The sequence below is a fragment of the Salinibacter ruber DSM 13855 genome (assembly GCF_000013045.1).
In the GTDB taxonomy this organism is placed as follows: domain Bacteria; phylum Bacteroidota; class Rhodothermia; order Rhodothermales; family Salinibacteraceae; genus Salinibacter; species Salinibacter ruber.
The window spans coordinates 2,000,564-2,016,175 of sequence record NC_007677.1; the positions used below are offsets into that span (position 1 = coordinate 2,000,564).

General features: G+C 66.6%; 13 protein-coding genes and 1 tRNA gene. 11 read left to right on the top strand and 3 right to left on the bottom strand.

Features of this window, described 5'->3' with window-relative positions; all coding sequences use genetic code 11:
- Positions 1-100: 100 nt before the first annotated feature.
- A complete protein-coding gene (locus SRU_RS08495; RefSeq protein ID WP_162713380.1) occupies positions 101-790 on the bottom strand; it encodes a hypothetical protein in 690 nt (229 codons plus the stop codon).
- 153 nt (positions 791-943) lie between these two features.
- On the opposite strand from SRU_RS08495, the gene SRU_RS08500 reads away from it, so the two are divergent.
- Complete coding sequence (locus tag SRU_RS08500) at positions 944-1,366, top strand: universal stress protein (RefSeq protein WP_112904101.1); 423 nt, start codon at positions 944-946, stop codon at positions 1,364-1,366.
- A 22-nt stretch (positions 1,367-1,388) separates the two neighbouring features.
- Here the strand turns inward: SRU_RS08500 and SRU_RS08505 are convergent, their stop codons facing one another.
- On the bottom strand, positions 1,389-2,066 hold the full coding sequence (locus SRU_RS08505; protein ID WP_237701687.1) for a hypothetical protein: 678 nt from the start codon (positions 2,064-2,066) through the stop codon (positions 1,389-1,391).
- A 236-nt stretch (positions 2,067-2,302) separates the two neighbouring features.
- Here SRU_RS08505 and SRU_RS08510 point away from each other — a divergent pair, with 236 nt between their 5' ends.
- The 6 genes from SRU_RS08510 to SRU_RS08535 all read left to right on the top strand — a co-directional run bounded on the left by SRU_RS08510 (position 2,303) and on the right by SRU_RS08535 (position 8,610).
- Positions 2,303-3,247, top strand: coding sequence for an NAD(+)/NADH kinase (locus SRU_RS08510; protein ID WP_112904103.1), 945 nt, complete (start codon positions 2,303-2,305; stop codon positions 3,245-3,247).
- 60 nt (positions 3,248-3,307) lie between these two features.
- Positions 3,308-3,380: transfer RNA gene (locus SRU_RS08515), tRNA-Phe, on the top strand.
- Between the two features lie 341 nt (positions 3,381-3,721).
- A complete protein-coding gene (locus SRU_RS08520) occupies positions 3,722-5,128 on the top strand; it encodes a class II fumarate hydratase (RefSeq protein ID WP_011404357.1) in 1,407 nt (468 codons plus the stop codon).
- Between the two features lie 231 nt (positions 5,129-5,359).
- Positions 5,360-6,919 (top strand): trypsin-like peptidase domain-containing protein, encoded by a 1,560-nt coding sequence (locus SRU_RS08525; protein WP_013062091.1) that lies wholly within the window; start codon positions 5,360-5,362, stop codon positions 6,917-6,919.
- Positions 6,920-7,033: 114 nt separating this feature from the next.
- Complete coding sequence (locus tag SRU_RS08530) at positions 7,034-7,273, top strand: hypothetical protein (protein ID WP_103017272.1); 240 nt, start codon at positions 7,034-7,036, stop codon at positions 7,271-7,273.
- Between the two features lie 242 nt (positions 7,274-7,515).
- Positions 7,516-8,610 (top strand): glycerol dehydrogenase, encoded by a 1,095-nt coding sequence (locus SRU_RS08535; protein WP_011404360.1) that lies wholly within the window; start codon positions 7,516-7,518, stop codon positions 8,608-8,610.
- A gap of 259 nt (positions 8,611-8,869) precedes the next feature.
- Here SRU_RS08535 and SRU_RS08540 read toward each other — a convergent pair whose 3' ends face one another.
- On the bottom strand, positions 8,870-9,169 hold the full coding sequence (locus tag SRU_RS08540) for an isoamylase early set domain-containing protein (protein ID WP_112904105.1): 300 nt from the start codon (positions 9,167-9,169) through the stop codon (positions 8,870-8,872).
- Positions 9,170-9,527: 358 nt separating this feature from the next.
- Here SRU_RS08540 and SRU_RS08545 point away from each other — a divergent pair, with 358 nt between their 5' ends.
- The 4 genes from SRU_RS08545 (at position 9,528) to SRU_RS08560 (ending at position 15,602) form a co-directional block, all read left to right on the top strand.
- Positions 9,528-10,640: a prephenate dehydrogenase gene (locus SRU_RS08545; RefSeq protein ID WP_103017275.1), complete on the top strand. Its 1,113-nt coding sequence runs from the start codon at positions 9,528-9,530 to the stop codon at positions 10,638-10,640.
- A gap of 126 nt (positions 10,641-10,766) precedes the next feature.
- Complete coding sequence (gcvT, locus tag SRU_RS08550) at positions 10,767-11,891, top strand: glycine cleavage system aminomethyltransferase GcvT (protein WP_011404363.1); 1,125 nt, start codon at positions 10,767-10,769, stop codon at positions 11,889-11,891.
- A gap of 53 nt (positions 11,892-11,944) precedes the next feature.
- Complete coding sequence (locus SRU_RS08555) at positions 11,945-12,682, top strand: 2-phosphosulfolactate phosphatase (RefSeq protein WP_013062096.1); 738 nt, start codon at positions 11,945-11,947, stop codon at positions 12,680-12,682.
- Between the two features lie 175 nt (positions 12,683-12,857).
- On the top strand, positions 12,858-15,602 hold the full coding sequence (locus tag SRU_RS08560) for a DNA translocase FtsK 4TM domain-containing protein (protein ID WP_237701688.1): 2,745 nt from the start codon (positions 12,858-12,860) through the stop codon (positions 15,600-15,602).
- Positions 15,603-15,612: the final 10 nt, after the last annotated feature.

Below are 15,612 nucleotides of genomic sequence, written 5' to 3' on the forward strand. Positions count from 1 at the left end.
CCACTCGTCACGCCTCGATGATCTGCATCGACACAACGTAGCCGTCCACGTCCCAAATCACAACGGGCCGGCCCGGGGCTCGCCGATCCTTCGCCGGTCTTTAGAGGCGGGCCGTGCGCCGGCGCTTGAGCTGCCGCAGGCGCTCGCGCAGCCTGCGCTTGCGGGCCCCGAGGGCCGACTCCGGATCGACGTCGCCGGTCTCCGTCACGGCATCGTACGTCTCCGACGCGCGGAGGCGCTCAATCGAGGCCTCAAGCGCCGACACCGCCTGTTGCAGGGACGCCTCCGCGTCGGGCAGGGACGACTCGGGAGAGGCGGTGGGCGCCCGGGGGAAGCCCCAGGTCTCCAAAGAGTCAGCGATGGCGCGCACCGCCGCCGAATGCTCGGCGTCGAACGCCGACTCGAGCGCCCGGAACGTGGCGGCCGCCTCGTCGCGGTAGGCGTCGGCGACCGCGTCCGGGTGGCACAGCTTCGTGGCCCGGCGGTAGGCCGCTTTCAGGTCCGGGGCCGAACGGGCCGTCTCCGTCGGCGCCTGCCTCCGTCGCGCCCGAAAGGCATCGTAGGCCTCCTGGGCGTCGTGGTAGGCATTGCGGAGGCGGGCACTCCGCCTGCGGGCCTGTGCTGCCTCTTTCAGGCGTTCCATCTGCAGGCGCAGGACCTCCTCCTGAAGCGGCGCCACTTCTTCTTCGAACTGCGACTGCGCCGCACGGACCGTCTGTTCCAGCTCCGCCTTCTCCTGCAGTCGGCGCGCCAGGGACCGTCGCAAGGAGTGGAAATCAGAACGTGCCATGTCCACCGGTGAAGGGTTGTGCCACGACTTTTCTCTTCGGTAATTTAATGATACACTACGAGTGGGAGATCCGCCGCGCGCGTCGACGACAGACGCTCCGGAATTCCGATCCCGCCAACTCGACCTGCCTTTTTCGCTTCCCCCCTCTGCTTCATGTACGACGTCCTCCTCATTCCGGTTGACCTCTCCAGCACCAACGAATCCGTACTCGATGCGGCCCGAGACCTTGCCGCCCCGGACCACACCCGCGTGCTGCTCCACCACGCCATCGAAACGCTTCAGGACGAGGCGCCCGGCGAAATGGACGACTTCTACGCGGACCTCCAGCAGGAGGCCGAGAAAAAGCTGGGGGCGTGGACGAGCGACCTGGCCGAGGACGGGTTTGACGTCGACTTCATGATCACGTACGGGGAGCGCGGCCCCGAAATCACACGGGTCGCCGAGGAGCAGGACGCGGATCTTCTCGTGATGCGCTCCCACCGGGTGGACCGGGACGACCCGGACAGCCCGGTCGGAACGGTGAGCCACCAGGTGGCCGTCTTCGCTCCGTGCTCCGTCCACCTGGTACGTGCGTGATGCCCCTCTCTGACGCGGACGCTCAGAGCGCCACACTCACGCGCCCCCCGAGCCCGACGGTTGCCCCATCGACGCCCGTCATGCGTCGCCCGGTGAGGAGCGCCTCCACGGTCACCGCCTCGTACGTCAGTCCGTACTGAAGCTCCGCGGTGACCCCTACATTCGTCCGGTTTGTATTGTCGGTTCGCAGGAGCAGCGGGGTTGCTCCGGACCGATCGAGGTACGTGTTGTCGCCCCTCCGCCCCGAGTCCGCAGTCAATCGGTCGAGGGACATGCTCCCCTCAATGGCCCCGAGGCGCCGCACCTGCTCTCCGCGTTGTATCTGAAGCGTCGGCCCCACCGACACCCGGAACGACTGATGCAGGGGGCCGTCCGACCGGAACGGCCGCCATGCCAGTGCTGGAGTAACGCTAAATCGGCGCTGGTCCGCCCACTCCGCGCGACTGCCGTACGCCCGTCGAATGTCCCGCTGCACCACGGCGTCCCGGCGGATCCCGACCCGCAGGTCCCACGCCGGCGTCAACGCCCAGCCGGCATGCGCCGCGATGCCCGTGGCGACCGGCGCCCGCTCCATGAACATCGCCTGGACCGACAGGCCTGCGTTCGAGAAACGAAGCGGCGACGAGTCGACCTGGGCCCGCGTCGGACCAACGGCCAAGAGACCACATAGGACGGCGATAATTCCCCCGAGACATCGCATGGCGGGACTCATCTTCGAGAGAAAACGATATTGCAGATGGAGGCGTCCAGAATCGGCCTCGCCTCGTGCGGAAGACGGAAGTGCCGAGACAAGTCAATTATTTGAGAACAAAAAAATTTGTTCCACACGGCGTCGCTCCCCAGTCGGAACGTTCTACTGACCGGAAGCTTTGAGACGGGTGTTGGCGCTGGGGCAAACCGCGTTGTTCGTCGCCTCTCCGAACCACCTCGGGCTACATGGTCTACGGCATCACTGGCAACCCGACCAAGGACGCGCTCTGGGCCCCGTTGGCAAAACTCATCGACCGGTTGACGGACGACGACCTTCCGTTTCGGATCCACGAGCCCATCGCCACCGGCCTCGTGGAGCAGGGCCTCGTCGACGAGGAGATGTGCCGCGCTCACGCCGTGGACGACGTGGCGGCGGCCGGCGATATCGTGCTGTCGTTTGGGGGGGACGGGACCCTTCTGCGCACCGCCCACCGCACGGGGCCGAACGGCACGCCGCTCCTGGGCGTCAACATCGGCCGCCTCGGCTTTCTCGCCGACATTGAGATCGGCCAAATCCACGACGCGATCGATGCCTTAGAGGCCGGGAACTACCGGACCGAGGAGCGGCTCGCCCTCCAGGCCGACCTGGAATCCGACTCGGGGCTCGACACGGAGTGGGCCCTCAACGAATTCGTGCTGGACCGCAGTGGGGCCGCCGGCCTCATCGAAATTGAGGTGGCCGTGGACGGCACTCCGCTAAACACCTACTGGGCCGACGGCCTCATCATCAGCACCCCGACCGGCTCCACGGCGTACTCGCTCTCCACCGGCGGCCCCATCATCACCCCCGGGGTGGACGCCATCATCCTGACCCCCATTGCCCCCCACACCCTCACGGTCCGCCCAATTGTCCTCCCGGCCGACGCGACGATCACCTGCCAGGTCCGTGAGAACGATCAGCCGTACGTCTTTGCCGCGGACGGGCAGAGCACGATGTTCGACGAGCACAACCTGGAATTCAGTGTGGAGCGGGCCAACCACGCGGTCAACCTCGTCAAACTCCCCGGCCAACACTTTTTCCACACCCTGCGCTCGAAACTGATGTGGGGCGCGCGCCGTTCGGAGGGGCCGACTGATCGCGGGCAGTCCATCTCTGCCCCACGCGACCAATCCCCGTTGAAGGGGGAGTGAAACAACCGGAACGGTCGTTGACAAGCGCAGCCGGAACCGGTACATTCGTGTGTGTTTTGAGGTCAGGTAGCTCAGGTGGTAGAGCAACGGCCTGAAAAGCCGTGTGTCGGCGGTTCGAATCCGCCCCTGACCACCCCGCCCCCGCTTTTCGCCGCCCAGCGGCGCAGAGCGGGGATTTTATTTGGGACGGGCGCTTCAACACGAAAACGCGGCCGCCGTCGATCGCATTCGGCAGGCCGAGAGCGGCGCGCTTCCGATTCCGGGTTGCCCGACCGCAGGCCGCCGCCGGCCCCTGACGGACGGTCCCGGGCCGGCCCGGGCCCACATCGCGAACAGCGTGCCGTCCCCAGAGCGCCCGCTTGTCCTGGAACCCGCTTGTCCTGGAAGACGCCCGGTCTGTTGATCCTCCCCCGCTCGACGCCGAGGTTGAGCAGTGCCCTTTCGCTTCCCACCTCACCCGCTTCCTACTCCGCAATGAGCTCCGACTACCGAACCGAAAGCGACTCCCTCGGGGACGTGCGCGTCCCCGCCGAGGCCCTCTACGGCGCCCAGACCCAGCGGGCCAAAGAAAACTTTCCGGTCAGCGACCTTCGGTTCTCCCGCCGCTTCATCGAGGCGCTCGGCCACGTCAAACGCGCCGCCGCCCGGGCCAATCAGGACCTCGACCGCCTGGGGGACGAGACCGCCGAGGCGATCGTCGACGCCGCCGAGGAGGTGATCGAAGGCCGGCACGACGAGGACTTCGTGCTCGACATTTTTCAGACCGGCAGCGGCACCTCCACGAACATGAACGCCAACGAGGTGATCGCCAACCGGGCGTCGGTGCTCTTGGGGGCCGACCGCGGCAGCAAGGCGGTTCACCCCAACGACGACGTCAACATGTCGCAGTCGTCGAACGACACCATCCCGACCACCCTCCACGTCGCCGCCCGGGTGGGCATTGAGCACGACCTGCTGCCGGCCCTGGAGGCCCTGCAGGGCGCGCTCGAGGAGAAGGCCGAAGCCTTCGACGACGTGCTCAAGAGCGGCCGGACGCACCTGATGGACGCCACCCCGGTGCGGCTGGGCCAGGAATTCGGCGGGTACGCGGCCCAGATCGAGCACGCCATCCAGCGGATTGAGCTGGCGTCAAACCGCCTCTCGGAGGTCACCCTCGGCGGCACCGCCACGGGCACGGGCCTCAATTGTCCGGAGGACTTCCCCGAAACGGCCCTCCAGCATCTCACCGACGCCACCGGGCTCTCGTTCTACAAGACGGGAAACCACTTTGCCCAGCAGGCCGGCAAGGAGCTCTACGTGGACGCCCACGGCGCCCTGAACACCCTCGCCACGGCCCTGCTCAAAATCGCAAACGACCTGCGCCTCCTCTCCAGCGGCCCCACGAGCGGCATCGGCGAGATCACCCTTCCGGTCATCCAGCCCGGCTCCTCCATCATGCCCGGGAAGGTGAACCCGGTACAGAGCGAGCAGGTGATGATGGTCGCCACGCAGGTCACAGGCAACCACCAGACCCTCACCGTCGCCAACACGCACGGCAACTTTGAGCTGAACGTGATGATGCCGGTGATGGCCCACGCCATGCTGCAAAGCATCGACCTGCTCGCAAACAGCGTGGACGCCTTTCGCGGCAAGTGCGTGGAGGGCATCGAGGCAGACCGGGAGCGCTGCCGGGAGCTTCTGGAATTGAACCCCTCCGTCGCGACGGCCCTCAACACGGCCATCGGCTACGACAAGGCCAGCGAGGTCGCGAAGACGGCCGCGAAGAACCGCGAGAGCGTCCGGACGGTCGTGAAGCGGATGGGGCTGCTCGACGAGGACGAGCTCGACGAGTACCTGGACATCCGGCGCATGACGCAGCCGGGCGTGCCCGGGGATGCGTAGTAGCTCCCCTCCTGTAGCGTGGGTGCCGCTGTAGCGTGGGTGCCGCGGCCGGCCGGGGCACTTCCCCCGGCAGCCCCGCGTTGTTACAATTCCCACACAGGGGGCGGTACGAAATTCCGGCAGCCGTCCGTTTAGGAGAGGTAGAAGGCCGGGTCGCGACGATCTGAGAGGCTCGACGCCGAGGCCTCGCCCCTTCATCGCGTTCTTTCCCTACGACTTTCCGCACGTTTAATGAGCACGCAAGGCAAAGTCTCTCTCGCCGTCGTTGTTGGTGGCGCCTTCTTGGCCGGCATCCTGTTTGCCACCGCGGGGGCCAACCTGTTTGGGGTGGGCGACGCCGTGGGCACCTCCAGTCAGGCCGCAAACCTCGATGGGTCTACGCAAATTGAGCAGCCTCCCCCCAACACGCCCAACGGGTTCGAGACGGCATTTTCGGAAGTCGCCCAGTCCGTCAACCCGGCCGTCGTCCAGATCCGCGCCGCCAAGGTGGTCGACCGCCGGATGCGCAACCCGTTCGAGGGTACCCCATTCGAGCGGTTCTTTGGGCAGCGCGGGCCGTCGGAGCCCGAGGTCCGGCAGGGGCTCGGCTCCGGGGTCGTCGTGCGCTCCGACGGACACATCGTCACCAACAACCACGTGATTCAGGACGCTGAGCGGTTGAGCGTCCAGACCCTGGACGGCGAGCAATACGAGGCCGAGGTCGTGGGGACCGACCCGTACAAGGACCTGGCCGTGCTCAAGGTGGATGCGTCCGACATGACGGCCATCAGTTTCGGCAACTCGGAGCAGGTCAGCGTTGGGCAGTGGGTCATGGCGTTTGGCTCCCCCCTCGACCCCCAACTCAACAACAGCGTCACGGCCGGCATCATCAGCGCCCTTGGCCGCCTTCAGGCCAGCCCACAGCGGGGCCGGAGCTCCAGTCAGGGCGGTGGGGTGCAGAACTTTATCCAGACCGACGCGGCCATCAACCCCGGCAACTCCGGTGGGCCTCTCGTAAACTTACAGGGGGAGCTCGTAGGCATTAACACGGCCATCGTGTCCCGGTCCGGCGGCAACCAGGGCATCGGGTTCGCCATTCCGTCCAGCACCGTCGAGCGCATCGCCACCCAGATCATTGAGGAAGGCGACGTGCGACGGGCCTACCTCGGCATCCGCTACGGCGGGGCCCCCGAGACCCTCGTCGACAACGAGAATCTTCCGAAGGGGTCGGCGGTCGTTTCGCAGGTGGAAGAGGGCGCCCCCGCGGACGAGGCGGGCCTTGAGGCCGGCGACATCATCACGGGCATCAACGGGACGCCGCTGGAAGACTACCTCCAGCTCGGCAACCAGATCGCCAGCATGCGCCCCGGGGAGGAGGCGGAACTCCAGATCAATCGTGACGGGGAGGCCCGCACCCTTACGGTCACGCTCGGCGCCCGCGGCGAGAGCATGACGGCGTCGTCCGAGGACCGCAGTGAGAGCAACGGCCCGTCGACCGCCGAGGCGCTTCAGGAGGAATTGGGCCTTCAGCTGCAAGGCGTCACGCCCGAAATGGCACGACGCCTCGGGCTCGATGAGGCCCAGGGCGTCGTCATCACGGGCGTGGACCAGTCCAACCGGATGATCCGCGAATCGGGCCTCCAGCCCCGACAGATTATCTTCAAGATGGCCGGGGAGCAGATCTCGGACATGGACACCTTCATGGAGGTCTACCGGAGCGTCGAGCCCGGCGATGCGTTCCGGATGGCGGTCCGGAATCCCGACGGGTTCGTCTTCGTCACGAGCCTCCGTCGCCCGGCCGATACCGAATAACCCAGGGCCGATCCTGCCCCACAGGCGCCCCATCCTCCCCCGAGGGTGGGGCGTTCACGTGGAGTGCTTGTTTTCTTCTCATTTCGCTCTGTTCACCACTCGACTGTCCCTGCGATGCCCGACTCTGCCCCCGCCCTCGATGCGCCCCCCGACGCCGCCCGCATTGCGGACCTGCGCGAGCAGGCCGCCGAGGAGGACCGCTCAATTGAGGTCACCTTTCCGGACGCCGACGGCGACCCCAAACGGTTCGTCGTCTCCCCCCGCGGCACGTGTGTCGTGCTGACGAACCTGCGTGAGGACTCGTTCAACCCGTCGGAGACGGCGGAAGACATCGCCTCTGCCCTTCGGAACTAACCCCACGACGAGCGGGGCTGGAAGGCCCCGACTCTGACGATAAAAGAATATTTTCTTATCTTAAATTATAGAACCTATCCGGGCCGTGGCCGGAAAAACACAATGGCCTCCGGAGGGCCGCCGACCGGCCGTCCCGCCGGAGGATGTGCGGTCATACCTCGGGCCGTCCGGCCCGGAGGAGGCAAACGTCCTCCGGAAGGGCAAGACGCATCGTCACTTCAATGAACAGTCACAGATGAGCTATGGCAGACGTTTTTCAGTCCCCCGCAGCATACGTGCAAGGACGGGGCGTTGTCGACGCGATTGGGACCCACGCGGCGTCCCTGGGCGAACAGGCACTGCTTCTGGCCGACGATACCGTTCTCGAAATCGTCGAGGATCGCGTGCGGACCAGTCTGGCGGAGGCAGGACTGGACGCAACGGCCGCTAAATTTGAAGGGGAAGCCTCCGAAGCAGAGACCGAGCGACTGACGCGAATCGCCTGCACCCACGACACCGACGTTGTCGTCGGCGCGGGGGGCGGCAAGGCGTTGGATACGGCCAAGGCCGTTCGCGAAGGCCTGGACGGCGGCGCCATGGTCTCGATGCCCACCGTTGCCTCGACGGATGCCCCGACGAGTGCGCTGTCGGTCATCTACTCGGACCGCGGCGAGTTTGAGGAATACTGGTTTTACGACGCGCACCCTGACCTCGTGCTGGTCGATACCGAAATCATTGCGGCCGCTCCGACGCGCTTCTTCCGATCGGGGATTGCCGACGGCCTCGCGACGTGGTTCGAGGCCGACGCCACCTTCCGCTCGGAGGGAGAAACCATCGTCGGGGGCACCCCCACTCGGGCGGGCCATCAACTCGCCCGGCTCTGTTACGAGACGCTGCGGGACCACGGGCTGTCGGCCATAGACGCAGTAGAGCGCGATGCCGTTACGGAAGCGGTGGAGGCCGTCACCGAGGCCAACACGCTCCTCAGCGGCCTCGGGTTCGAGAGCGGAGGGCTCGCCGCCGCACACTCCATCCACAACGGGCTCACTCAGCTCGACGCCACGCACGAGGCCACGCACGGAGAGAAGGTCAACATTGGGATCATCACCCAACTCCTTCTAGAGGGCCGTGAGAGCAGCGTCGTCGAGGACTATATCGCGTTTTCCCGGAGGCTTGGCCTGCCGGTCACGCTTGCCGACATCGGGATCGAAGATCCAACGGGTCGTCCCCTCGACACCGTCGCCGAAGCAGCCTGCGACGATGCAGAGACGATCCACAACCAGCCGTTCCGGGTTACCGTCCCCATGGTGCGGGACGCCCTGAAGACGGTCGACGGGATTGCCGATCGGGTCCGGTAGGCCGCCGCCCCCCGGCCACGGGCGTCCCGGTGGACTGCCGCTCCGGAACGGCCGATGCCCGAAAGCACCGACGAACGAGAAGGGGCCGGGCACGCGGTCGACAGGAGGGACGGCCGCGGTGTACGGACCGGCTTCGGACGCGCCCAGCGGCGGCGCTACCGGGCGGGCCGTGCCTTGCCTCCGTGATTTCCCCCGCACGGACTGGCCCCCTCCCTTTCTCATTCCTCGGTAGCGATATGTCCCGCCTCCGGCAGGCCCGCTACGTTGTCACCACGCAGTTGGTCGTTCCGTAGCCGTTGGGCTCGAAGTCGTCGGCCTCCTCCTCATTGATCCACCCGTCCTCTTCGCTGTAGTAGCGAAAGGCATAACGTGCATCTTCGGGCAGCAGAACATTCGTGCTGTAGGTCTGGTTGCTGCGGCGGACGAAGCGGTGCGCGCCGGACGTCCAGTCGTTGAAGTCCCCCACGACCGAGACCTCCCCCTCGTACGGATGGTCCTCCGGAAGGACGAACGTGACCTTGACGCGATCGCTGGACTGCTTATTTACTTTCTTGATCATCGAACTGGATGGGCTCGTGTCGTGATTGGATGAACTGAAATTTCCGACCGGTCCCGCCAGCAGGAAGCAAGCCCTCCGCTGAGCCAGCGGAAGATCAACGACTCGTACGCCCGGAGGCCCCCGTTGTGGCATTTCGTGGGAACAAAAAGCGCTTCCTTCGCCCGTTCTTCGTCGGCCGATGCCACGAGTGGGGAGGCCTCCGGCGCCCCCTGGATCGCTGTTAATCCGCAATTCGGACCGCACCCGCCGTCCCTAGCGAACATCCGTTGCGGCCCCGGCGTGCATTCTTGTCCCGAATCGGATCCGGTTGCACGGCCCGATAGGAATGTCTCGTCTTTTCGCCACGCCTCCCCCGCGCATGATCGAACGTCTTACCGTTATCGGAACGGGCCTCATCGGCGGCTCTCTTGGGCTCGCCTGGGCCCAGCGCCAGCCCGAGATCACGATCGTCGGGCACGACCGGCCAGAGGTGTTGGAGCGGGCCGAAGAACGGGGCGCCATCGACGAGAAAGCGGCCGATCCCCTGTCGGCCGTCGCGGACACCGACCTCGTCGTCCTGGCCACCCCCCTCGCCACGACCGTCCGGCTGCTCGACACCATTGCCGACGCCCTTCCGGAGGGGTGCTTCGTAACCGACGTGGCCTCGGTGAAGGAGCCCGTGCTCGATCAGGCCGCGGACGTGCTCCCCGATCACGCCACATTTCTGGGGGGCCACCCGATGGCCGGCGCCGAGCACAGCGGCATCGACCACGCCGACCCGTTGCTCTTCGAGAACGCGGTCTACAGCCTCTGCCTGCCGGAGGACACCGACGAGGCAGCCCTGGACGAGGGGCTGGCCCCCCTCGTCGAGCTGATCGAGGCCACCGGCAGCCGGCCGCTCGTGCTGGACGCCCCCCGCCACGACCGCCTCGTCGCCGCCACCAGCCACGTGCCGCAGCTCTTGTCCGTGGCCCTCGTCAACCTCGTGGCCACGACCGAAGACGACGCGGACCGCGATCTTGCCCTCCAGCTCGCCGGGGGCGGGTTCCGCGACATGACGCGCATCGCGTCTTCTCCCTTCGACGTGTGGCGGGACGTGTTGGTGGGCAACGAGCGGGCGATCCACGACGCCCTGAGCCGCCTGCGTCGGGGCCTGCGCACCCTCCGCAACCGTCTCATCGAGGAGGACCTGGACGCCCTCGAGGACGCCTTCGACGAGGCCCGCACGGCCCGTGACGCCATGCCCCAGGACAGCAAGGGCTTCCTTCACCCGCTGTCCGACGTCTACGTCCGGGCCCCGGACGAGGAGGGCGTCATCCACGAACTGTCGGGGCACCTCCTCGACGCGGACCTCAACATCAAGGACATCGAGCTTCAGACCATTCGGGACGGGACCGGGGGCACCTTTCGACTGGCATTCGAGACCGCGGGGGACGCCGAAGAGGCCGTCGCGGTGCTGTCGGCGGCCGGATACGAAGCGCGCCGCCCGTAGCAATCACCCGCAAAATCATTTCTCCTTCGTTGACTAAACTGACGCCGTCGGGTATCATAAGGGCCTGCAGGTTTTCTGCTCTGCCTGCGCCAATTCCTGCTCTCTCGTAGCTTCTCGTCTTTTCCGATGGCCGACTCCGCCCCATCCCTCCACACCACTCCCCTCCACGACGCCCACGAGGAGCGTGGCGCCCGCATGATGGCGTTTGGGGGATTCGAGATGCCCGTGCAGTACGACAGCATCATCGACGAGCACCTGGCCGTCCGTAACGACGCCGGGCTGTTCGACGTAAGTCACATGGGCGAGGTGCTAATTCAGGGGGATCAGGCCCTCGCCCTCGTCCAGCACCTCGTGACCAACGACGCCGAGACACTCTACGACGGGCGGGCGATGTACACGGTCATGTGCACCCCCGACGGCGGCATCATCGACGACGGCATCGTGTATCGCCGCGCCGAGGACGAGTACCTGATGGTGCTCAACGCCGCCAACAGAGAGCGGGATCTGACGTGGATGCACGACCACAACCCCATGGGGGCCACGCTTCGGGACATTTCCGCCGACACCGCCCTTCTTGCCCTTCAGGGCCCGAAGGCCCTCGACATCGCTCAGCCGTTTCTCGACGACGACCTGGACGACCTGTCGTTCTACCACTTCTGGGAACGGACCGGCGGGGCCTTCCTCGACTGCGAGACCGCCCTCATCTCCCGTACCGGCTACACCGGCGAGCCGGGGCTTGAGCTCTACGTGCCCGCCGACCGGGCCCGAGACGTGTGGACCACCCTGTTGGAGGCGGGCGCGGACCGTGGCCTGAAGCCGGCTGGCCTCGGCGCCCGCGACACGCTCCGCCTCGAAGCGGGGCTCTGCCTGCACGGCAACGACATCACGGAAGACATCACCCCCTACGAGGCGCGCCTGGGGTGGCTGGTGAAGCTCGACAAGGGCGACTTCATCGGGCGGGAGGCCCTGCGGCAGATTCACGAGCACGGGCCGGAGCGAAAACTCGTGGGCTTCGTGGCCACCGAGCGGGGCATCCCGCGCCACGACGACATTCTCCAGTCGGCGGGGGGCGACGCCATCGGCGTTGTTACCAGCGGCACGCAGTCGCCCCTCCTCGACGCGGGCATTGGCCTCGGCTACGTCCCGAACGAGCCGGCCTACACCGAACCGGGCCGGGCGCTACAGGTCGCAAGCCGGCGCCGCACGTTCGACGTGGAAGTGACGGAGCCTCCGTTCCACGAGGACACATGAGTGCGCCCCCGTCCCTGTCCCCCCGTTTCCCTTCCACCTGACTCGCTGTTCCGATGGACGCTGAAGTTTTCTTGACGCACTCGAACGTTTCGGAAGGGGACGTCCAGGACCGGACGGTCATCGTCATCGACGTGCTTCGGGCCTGCTCCACCATCGTGACCGCCCTTGAGCGGGGCGCCCGCGCCGTGATGCCCGTAACCGACATGGCCCAGGCCGGCAAGATCGCCAGCAACCTCGACCCCGACATGTACCGACTCGGGGGCGAGCGCAACGGAGAAAAGATCGAAGGGTACCACCTCGGCAACTCGCCGGACGAATACACGCACGATGTCGTTCAGGGACGGGACATCATCCTGAACACCTCCAACGGGACCCAGGCCCTGGAGCAGACAAAGGAAGCCGACACCCTCGTGGCGGCCTGCTTCCTGAACGCGGAGCGCGTCGTCGATTTCGTCCGTCGAACGGCCGACGCCGTGACCATCGTCTGCGCGGGCCGACAGAACCGGCTCGCCCTCGAAGACACCCTCTGTGCGGGCCTTCTTCTCGATCGCCTCTGGGACGGGGACGAGCCGTACCCGGTCACGGACTCCGCCCACACGGCCTACACGCTCTACCACACCGATCGGGACGACCTCGGCAATGCCCTCCGCGGTGCCAACCACGCCGAGTGGCTCGCCAATCAGGACCGCGGGGCCGACCTGGACTATTGCTTCCGGATTGATTCGGTGCCGGTTCTGCCCTACTACACGGAAAACCGACTTCTTCTGTACGAGGACGTCGTGTCGGCGTAGTCCGTCCCCTCAATTGCGCGCATGCGGGGCGGTCCTGCCTGCACCGATCCGTTGCATTTGTGCCGCGTTGGGCTCACCTTACGACCCTGTGTGTCCCGGCTAGACAGTGGATACACATGTACACCACGCTCCCTGTCGCTGCGTCCCCTTTTCTCCGCCTCGCCTGTTCGGCTGTATGGCTGCCTCGGGTTCCGATACGAATACGGAGGAGGCCTTCCTGATCTCTCCGCGTCGGAAGGTGGAGATCTTCGGGCTCGTGCTGATGGTGTTCGCCCTGCTGGTGTCGCTCGCCTTTGCCAGTTACCACCCCGACGATGCCGTCGTCCTCCGGTCGGCGGACTGGTCCGAGGTCGTCCTCAACCCGCAGAGCGCCCAGGCCGACGGACCCGTCCAGAACGTGCTCGGGCTGCTCGGCGCCCAGCTCGCAGAGGCCTGCGTGCCCGGCTTCATCGGCTACGGTGTGCTGCTGATAAGCGGCCTGCTGATGGTGTGGGGCTACGCCGTCTTTCGCCACGCCTCGCTGCGCCGCCTCCTCTACCCGTCGCTCCTGACGGCCTTCTCCGCCTTCATCCTGTCCTGCGTCGTCGGCTGGGTCCACCACACGGTGGACGCCCCCCTTCGGGCCTGGGCCGGCCTCGTGGGCATCGGGACCGCCGGCTGGATGCAGAATGTATTCGGGGAGGTCGGCTCTTTCATCCTACTCCTCCTGGCAGGGGCGGTCCTGCTCCTGCTGGTGGTCGACCATGACATTCAGCGCACGGTGGACCGCGTCATCAGGGCGGCCCGCAGGATCGGGGCGGGCGTCTCGGCCGCCGGGGCGTACATCCGCGACCAGTGGAGCCGGGCCCGAGCCCACGCCCCCGAGCCGAAAGCAACCTCCCCTGCGTCCGACCCATCTTCGTCCGCGTCCGCCTCGGGGTCTCCGTCTGCATCTTCTCCGGAACCGCCGTCTTCGCCCCCCGCGGAGGAGAGCACTTCCTCTCCCCCTCCGGCCCGGACTCGCCCCGAGGACTCCGGAGCGCAAACCCCGTCCGTTCGCCGAAACGACCTCTTTCGGCCGGGCCGTGACCCTGCCCCGTCCGCCACCGACGACAACACGGCCTCCCCAGAGCCGGCCCCCGACTCCTCGGCCCGCACGTCCGACGCCGATCCTCCCGAGGATGATGCCCCCAAGGACATCCCCGACGAGACGACCGCGTCAACGCCTGCGGAAGAGAGTCCGGCAACGGATTCTCCGCCGCCGTCCCGCCCCGCCGACGAGAACGCCAGCTCCGATGAGCCGGCGGCACCCGCCCCCGACGAACCCCCGCCGGACGCGTCCGACGGCCCCGACGACGATGTCTCGATGACGATCCAGGAGCAGGTCGAGGAGGAGACGACCGACGAAATCGAGCGGACCGCGGAACTGCCCGACGACTTCGAATACGAGCCCCCCTCCCTCGACCTTCTCGACGAGTCGGTCGATACCGATCCGACCATCAACCGGGAAGAGCTCGAGGAGAACAAACGGGTGCTCCTCGACAAGCTCGACATGTACAACATCGAGATCGAGGAAATCAACGCCGTGGTGGGCCCGACCGTCACGCGCTACGAACTCACGCCCGCTCCCGGAATCAAGGTCAGTCGCATCAAGTCGCTCGAGGACGACCTGGCCATGGCGATGGCGGCGCCCGGCATCCGCATGATCGCCCCCATTCCGGGCAAGTCGGCCGTAGGGGTCGAAATCCCCAACCGGAACCGGGAGCTGGTCCGTCTCCGCGACGTGATCGGGACCCGAAAATTCCAGGACACCGACCTCAAACTGCCCCTTCCCCTCGGCAAAAACATCGAGGGTGAGGTCCACGTGGGCGACCTGGCGACGATGCCCCACCTTCTCATCGCCGGCGCCACCGGGTCCGGCAAGTCCGTGGGCCTGAACTCCATCATCACGGGCCTCATCTACGCCTGCCATCCGGCCAACCTGCGGTTCGTCATCATCGACCCGAAGAAAATTGAGCTGCAGCAGTACACAGCGCTCGAAACGCAGTTCGTGGCGGTGCCGGAGGACATCGATCAGACGGTCATCACCGACATCGACGAGGCCTCCGGGGTCCTCAAGAGCGTGGAGCGCGAGATGGAGACCCGGTATGACCTCCTCTCGGACGCCAGTGTGCGCAACATCACCGGGTACAACGAAAAGTTTCAGGCCGGGGAGCTCGACCCCACGGAGGGACACCGGCACATGCCCTACCTCGTGGTGGTGGTCGACGAGCTGGCCGACCTGATGATGGCGGCCGGCGACGACGTGGAGGGCCCGATCTCGCGCCTTGCCCAAATGGCCCGGGCCGTCGGCATTCACCTCATCCTCGCGACGCAACGCCCGTCGGTCGACGTGGTGACCGGCGTCATCAAGGCCAACTTTCCGTCCCGCATCGCTTTTGAGGTGGCCTCCCGGGTCGACTCGCGCACCATCTTGGACCAGGGCGGCGCCGAGGACCTCGTCGGAAACGGCGACATGCTCTTCCTAAGCGGCAGCGACCTGAAGCGCCTGCAGGGCCCGTTCGTCAGCGTGGAGGAGGTGGAGGAGGTTGTAGACTACGTCGCCGACCAGCCCGGCGTCACCCCCTACACGTTGCCCTCCCTGCAGGACGCCGGCCACGGCCCAGACGAGACGCTCGGCGTGGAGGACACCGACGAGAAGTTCGAGGAGGCCGCCCGCGTCATCGTGCGTCGCCAGCAGGGCTCCGTGTCGCTCCTCCAGCGCAAGCTGGCGGTCGGCTACACCCGCGCCGCCCGCATCGTCGATCAGCTGGAGGAAGCCGGCATCGTGGGCCCGTTCAATGGCACTAAGGCCCGCGACGTGCTCGTCGACGACGAACAGGCGCTCGACGACCTTCTGCACGGCGAGGACGCCGACGAGGCCGACCCGGAAGAGGCGTAATGGCGCACAC

Excerpts from the sequence above, each read along its gene's own strand:
- SRU_RS08495 (WP_162713380.1), bottom strand. The coding sequence starts at position 790 with ATGGCACGTTCTGATTTCCACTCCTTGCGACGGTCCCTGGCGCGCCGA.
- SRU_RS08500 (WP_112904101.1), top strand. The coding sequence starts at position 944 with ATGTACGACGTCCTCCTCATTCCGGTTGACCTCTCCAGCACCAACGAA.
- SRU_RS08505 (WP_237701687.1), bottom strand. The coding sequence starts at position 2,066 with ATGCGATGTCTCGGGGGAATTATCGCCGTCCTATGTGGTCTCTTGGCC.
- SRU_RS08510 (WP_112904103.1), top strand. The coding sequence starts at position 2,303 with ATGGTCTACGGCATCACTGGCAACCCGACCAAGGACGCGCTCTGGGCC.
- SRU_RS08520 (WP_011404357.1), top strand. The coding sequence starts at position 3,722 with ATGAGCTCCGACTACCGAACCGAAAGCGACTCCCTCGGGGACGTGCGC.
- SRU_RS08525 (WP_013062091.1), top strand. The coding sequence starts at position 5,360 with ATGAGCACGCAAGGCAAAGTCTCTCTCGCCGTCGTTGTTGGTGGCGCC.
- SRU_RS08530 (WP_103017272.1), top strand. The coding sequence starts at position 7,034 with ATGCCCGACTCTGCCCCCGCCCTCGATGCGCCCCCCGACGCCGCCCGC.
- SRU_RS08535 (WP_011404360.1), top strand. The coding sequence starts at position 7,516 with ATGGCAGACGTTTTTCAGTCCCCCGCAGCATACGTGCAAGGACGGGGC.
- SRU_RS08540 (WP_112904105.1), bottom strand. The coding sequence starts at position 9,169 with ATGATCAAGAAAGTAAATAAGCAGTCCAGCGATCGCGTCAAGGTCACG.
- SRU_RS08545 (WP_103017275.1), top strand. The coding sequence starts at position 9,528 with ATGATCGAACGTCTTACCGTTATCGGAACGGGCCTCATCGGCGGCTCT.
- gcvT (WP_011404363.1), top strand. The coding sequence starts at position 10,767 with ATGGCCGACTCCGCCCCATCCCTCCACACCACTCCCCTCCACGACGCC.
- SRU_RS08555 (WP_013062096.1), top strand. The coding sequence starts at position 11,945 with ATGGACGCTGAAGTTTTCTTGACGCACTCGAACGTTTCGGAAGGGGAC.
- SRU_RS08560 (WP_237701688.1), top strand. The coding sequence starts at position 12,858 with ATGGCTGCCTCGGGTTCCGATACGAATACGGAGGAGGCCTTCCTGATC.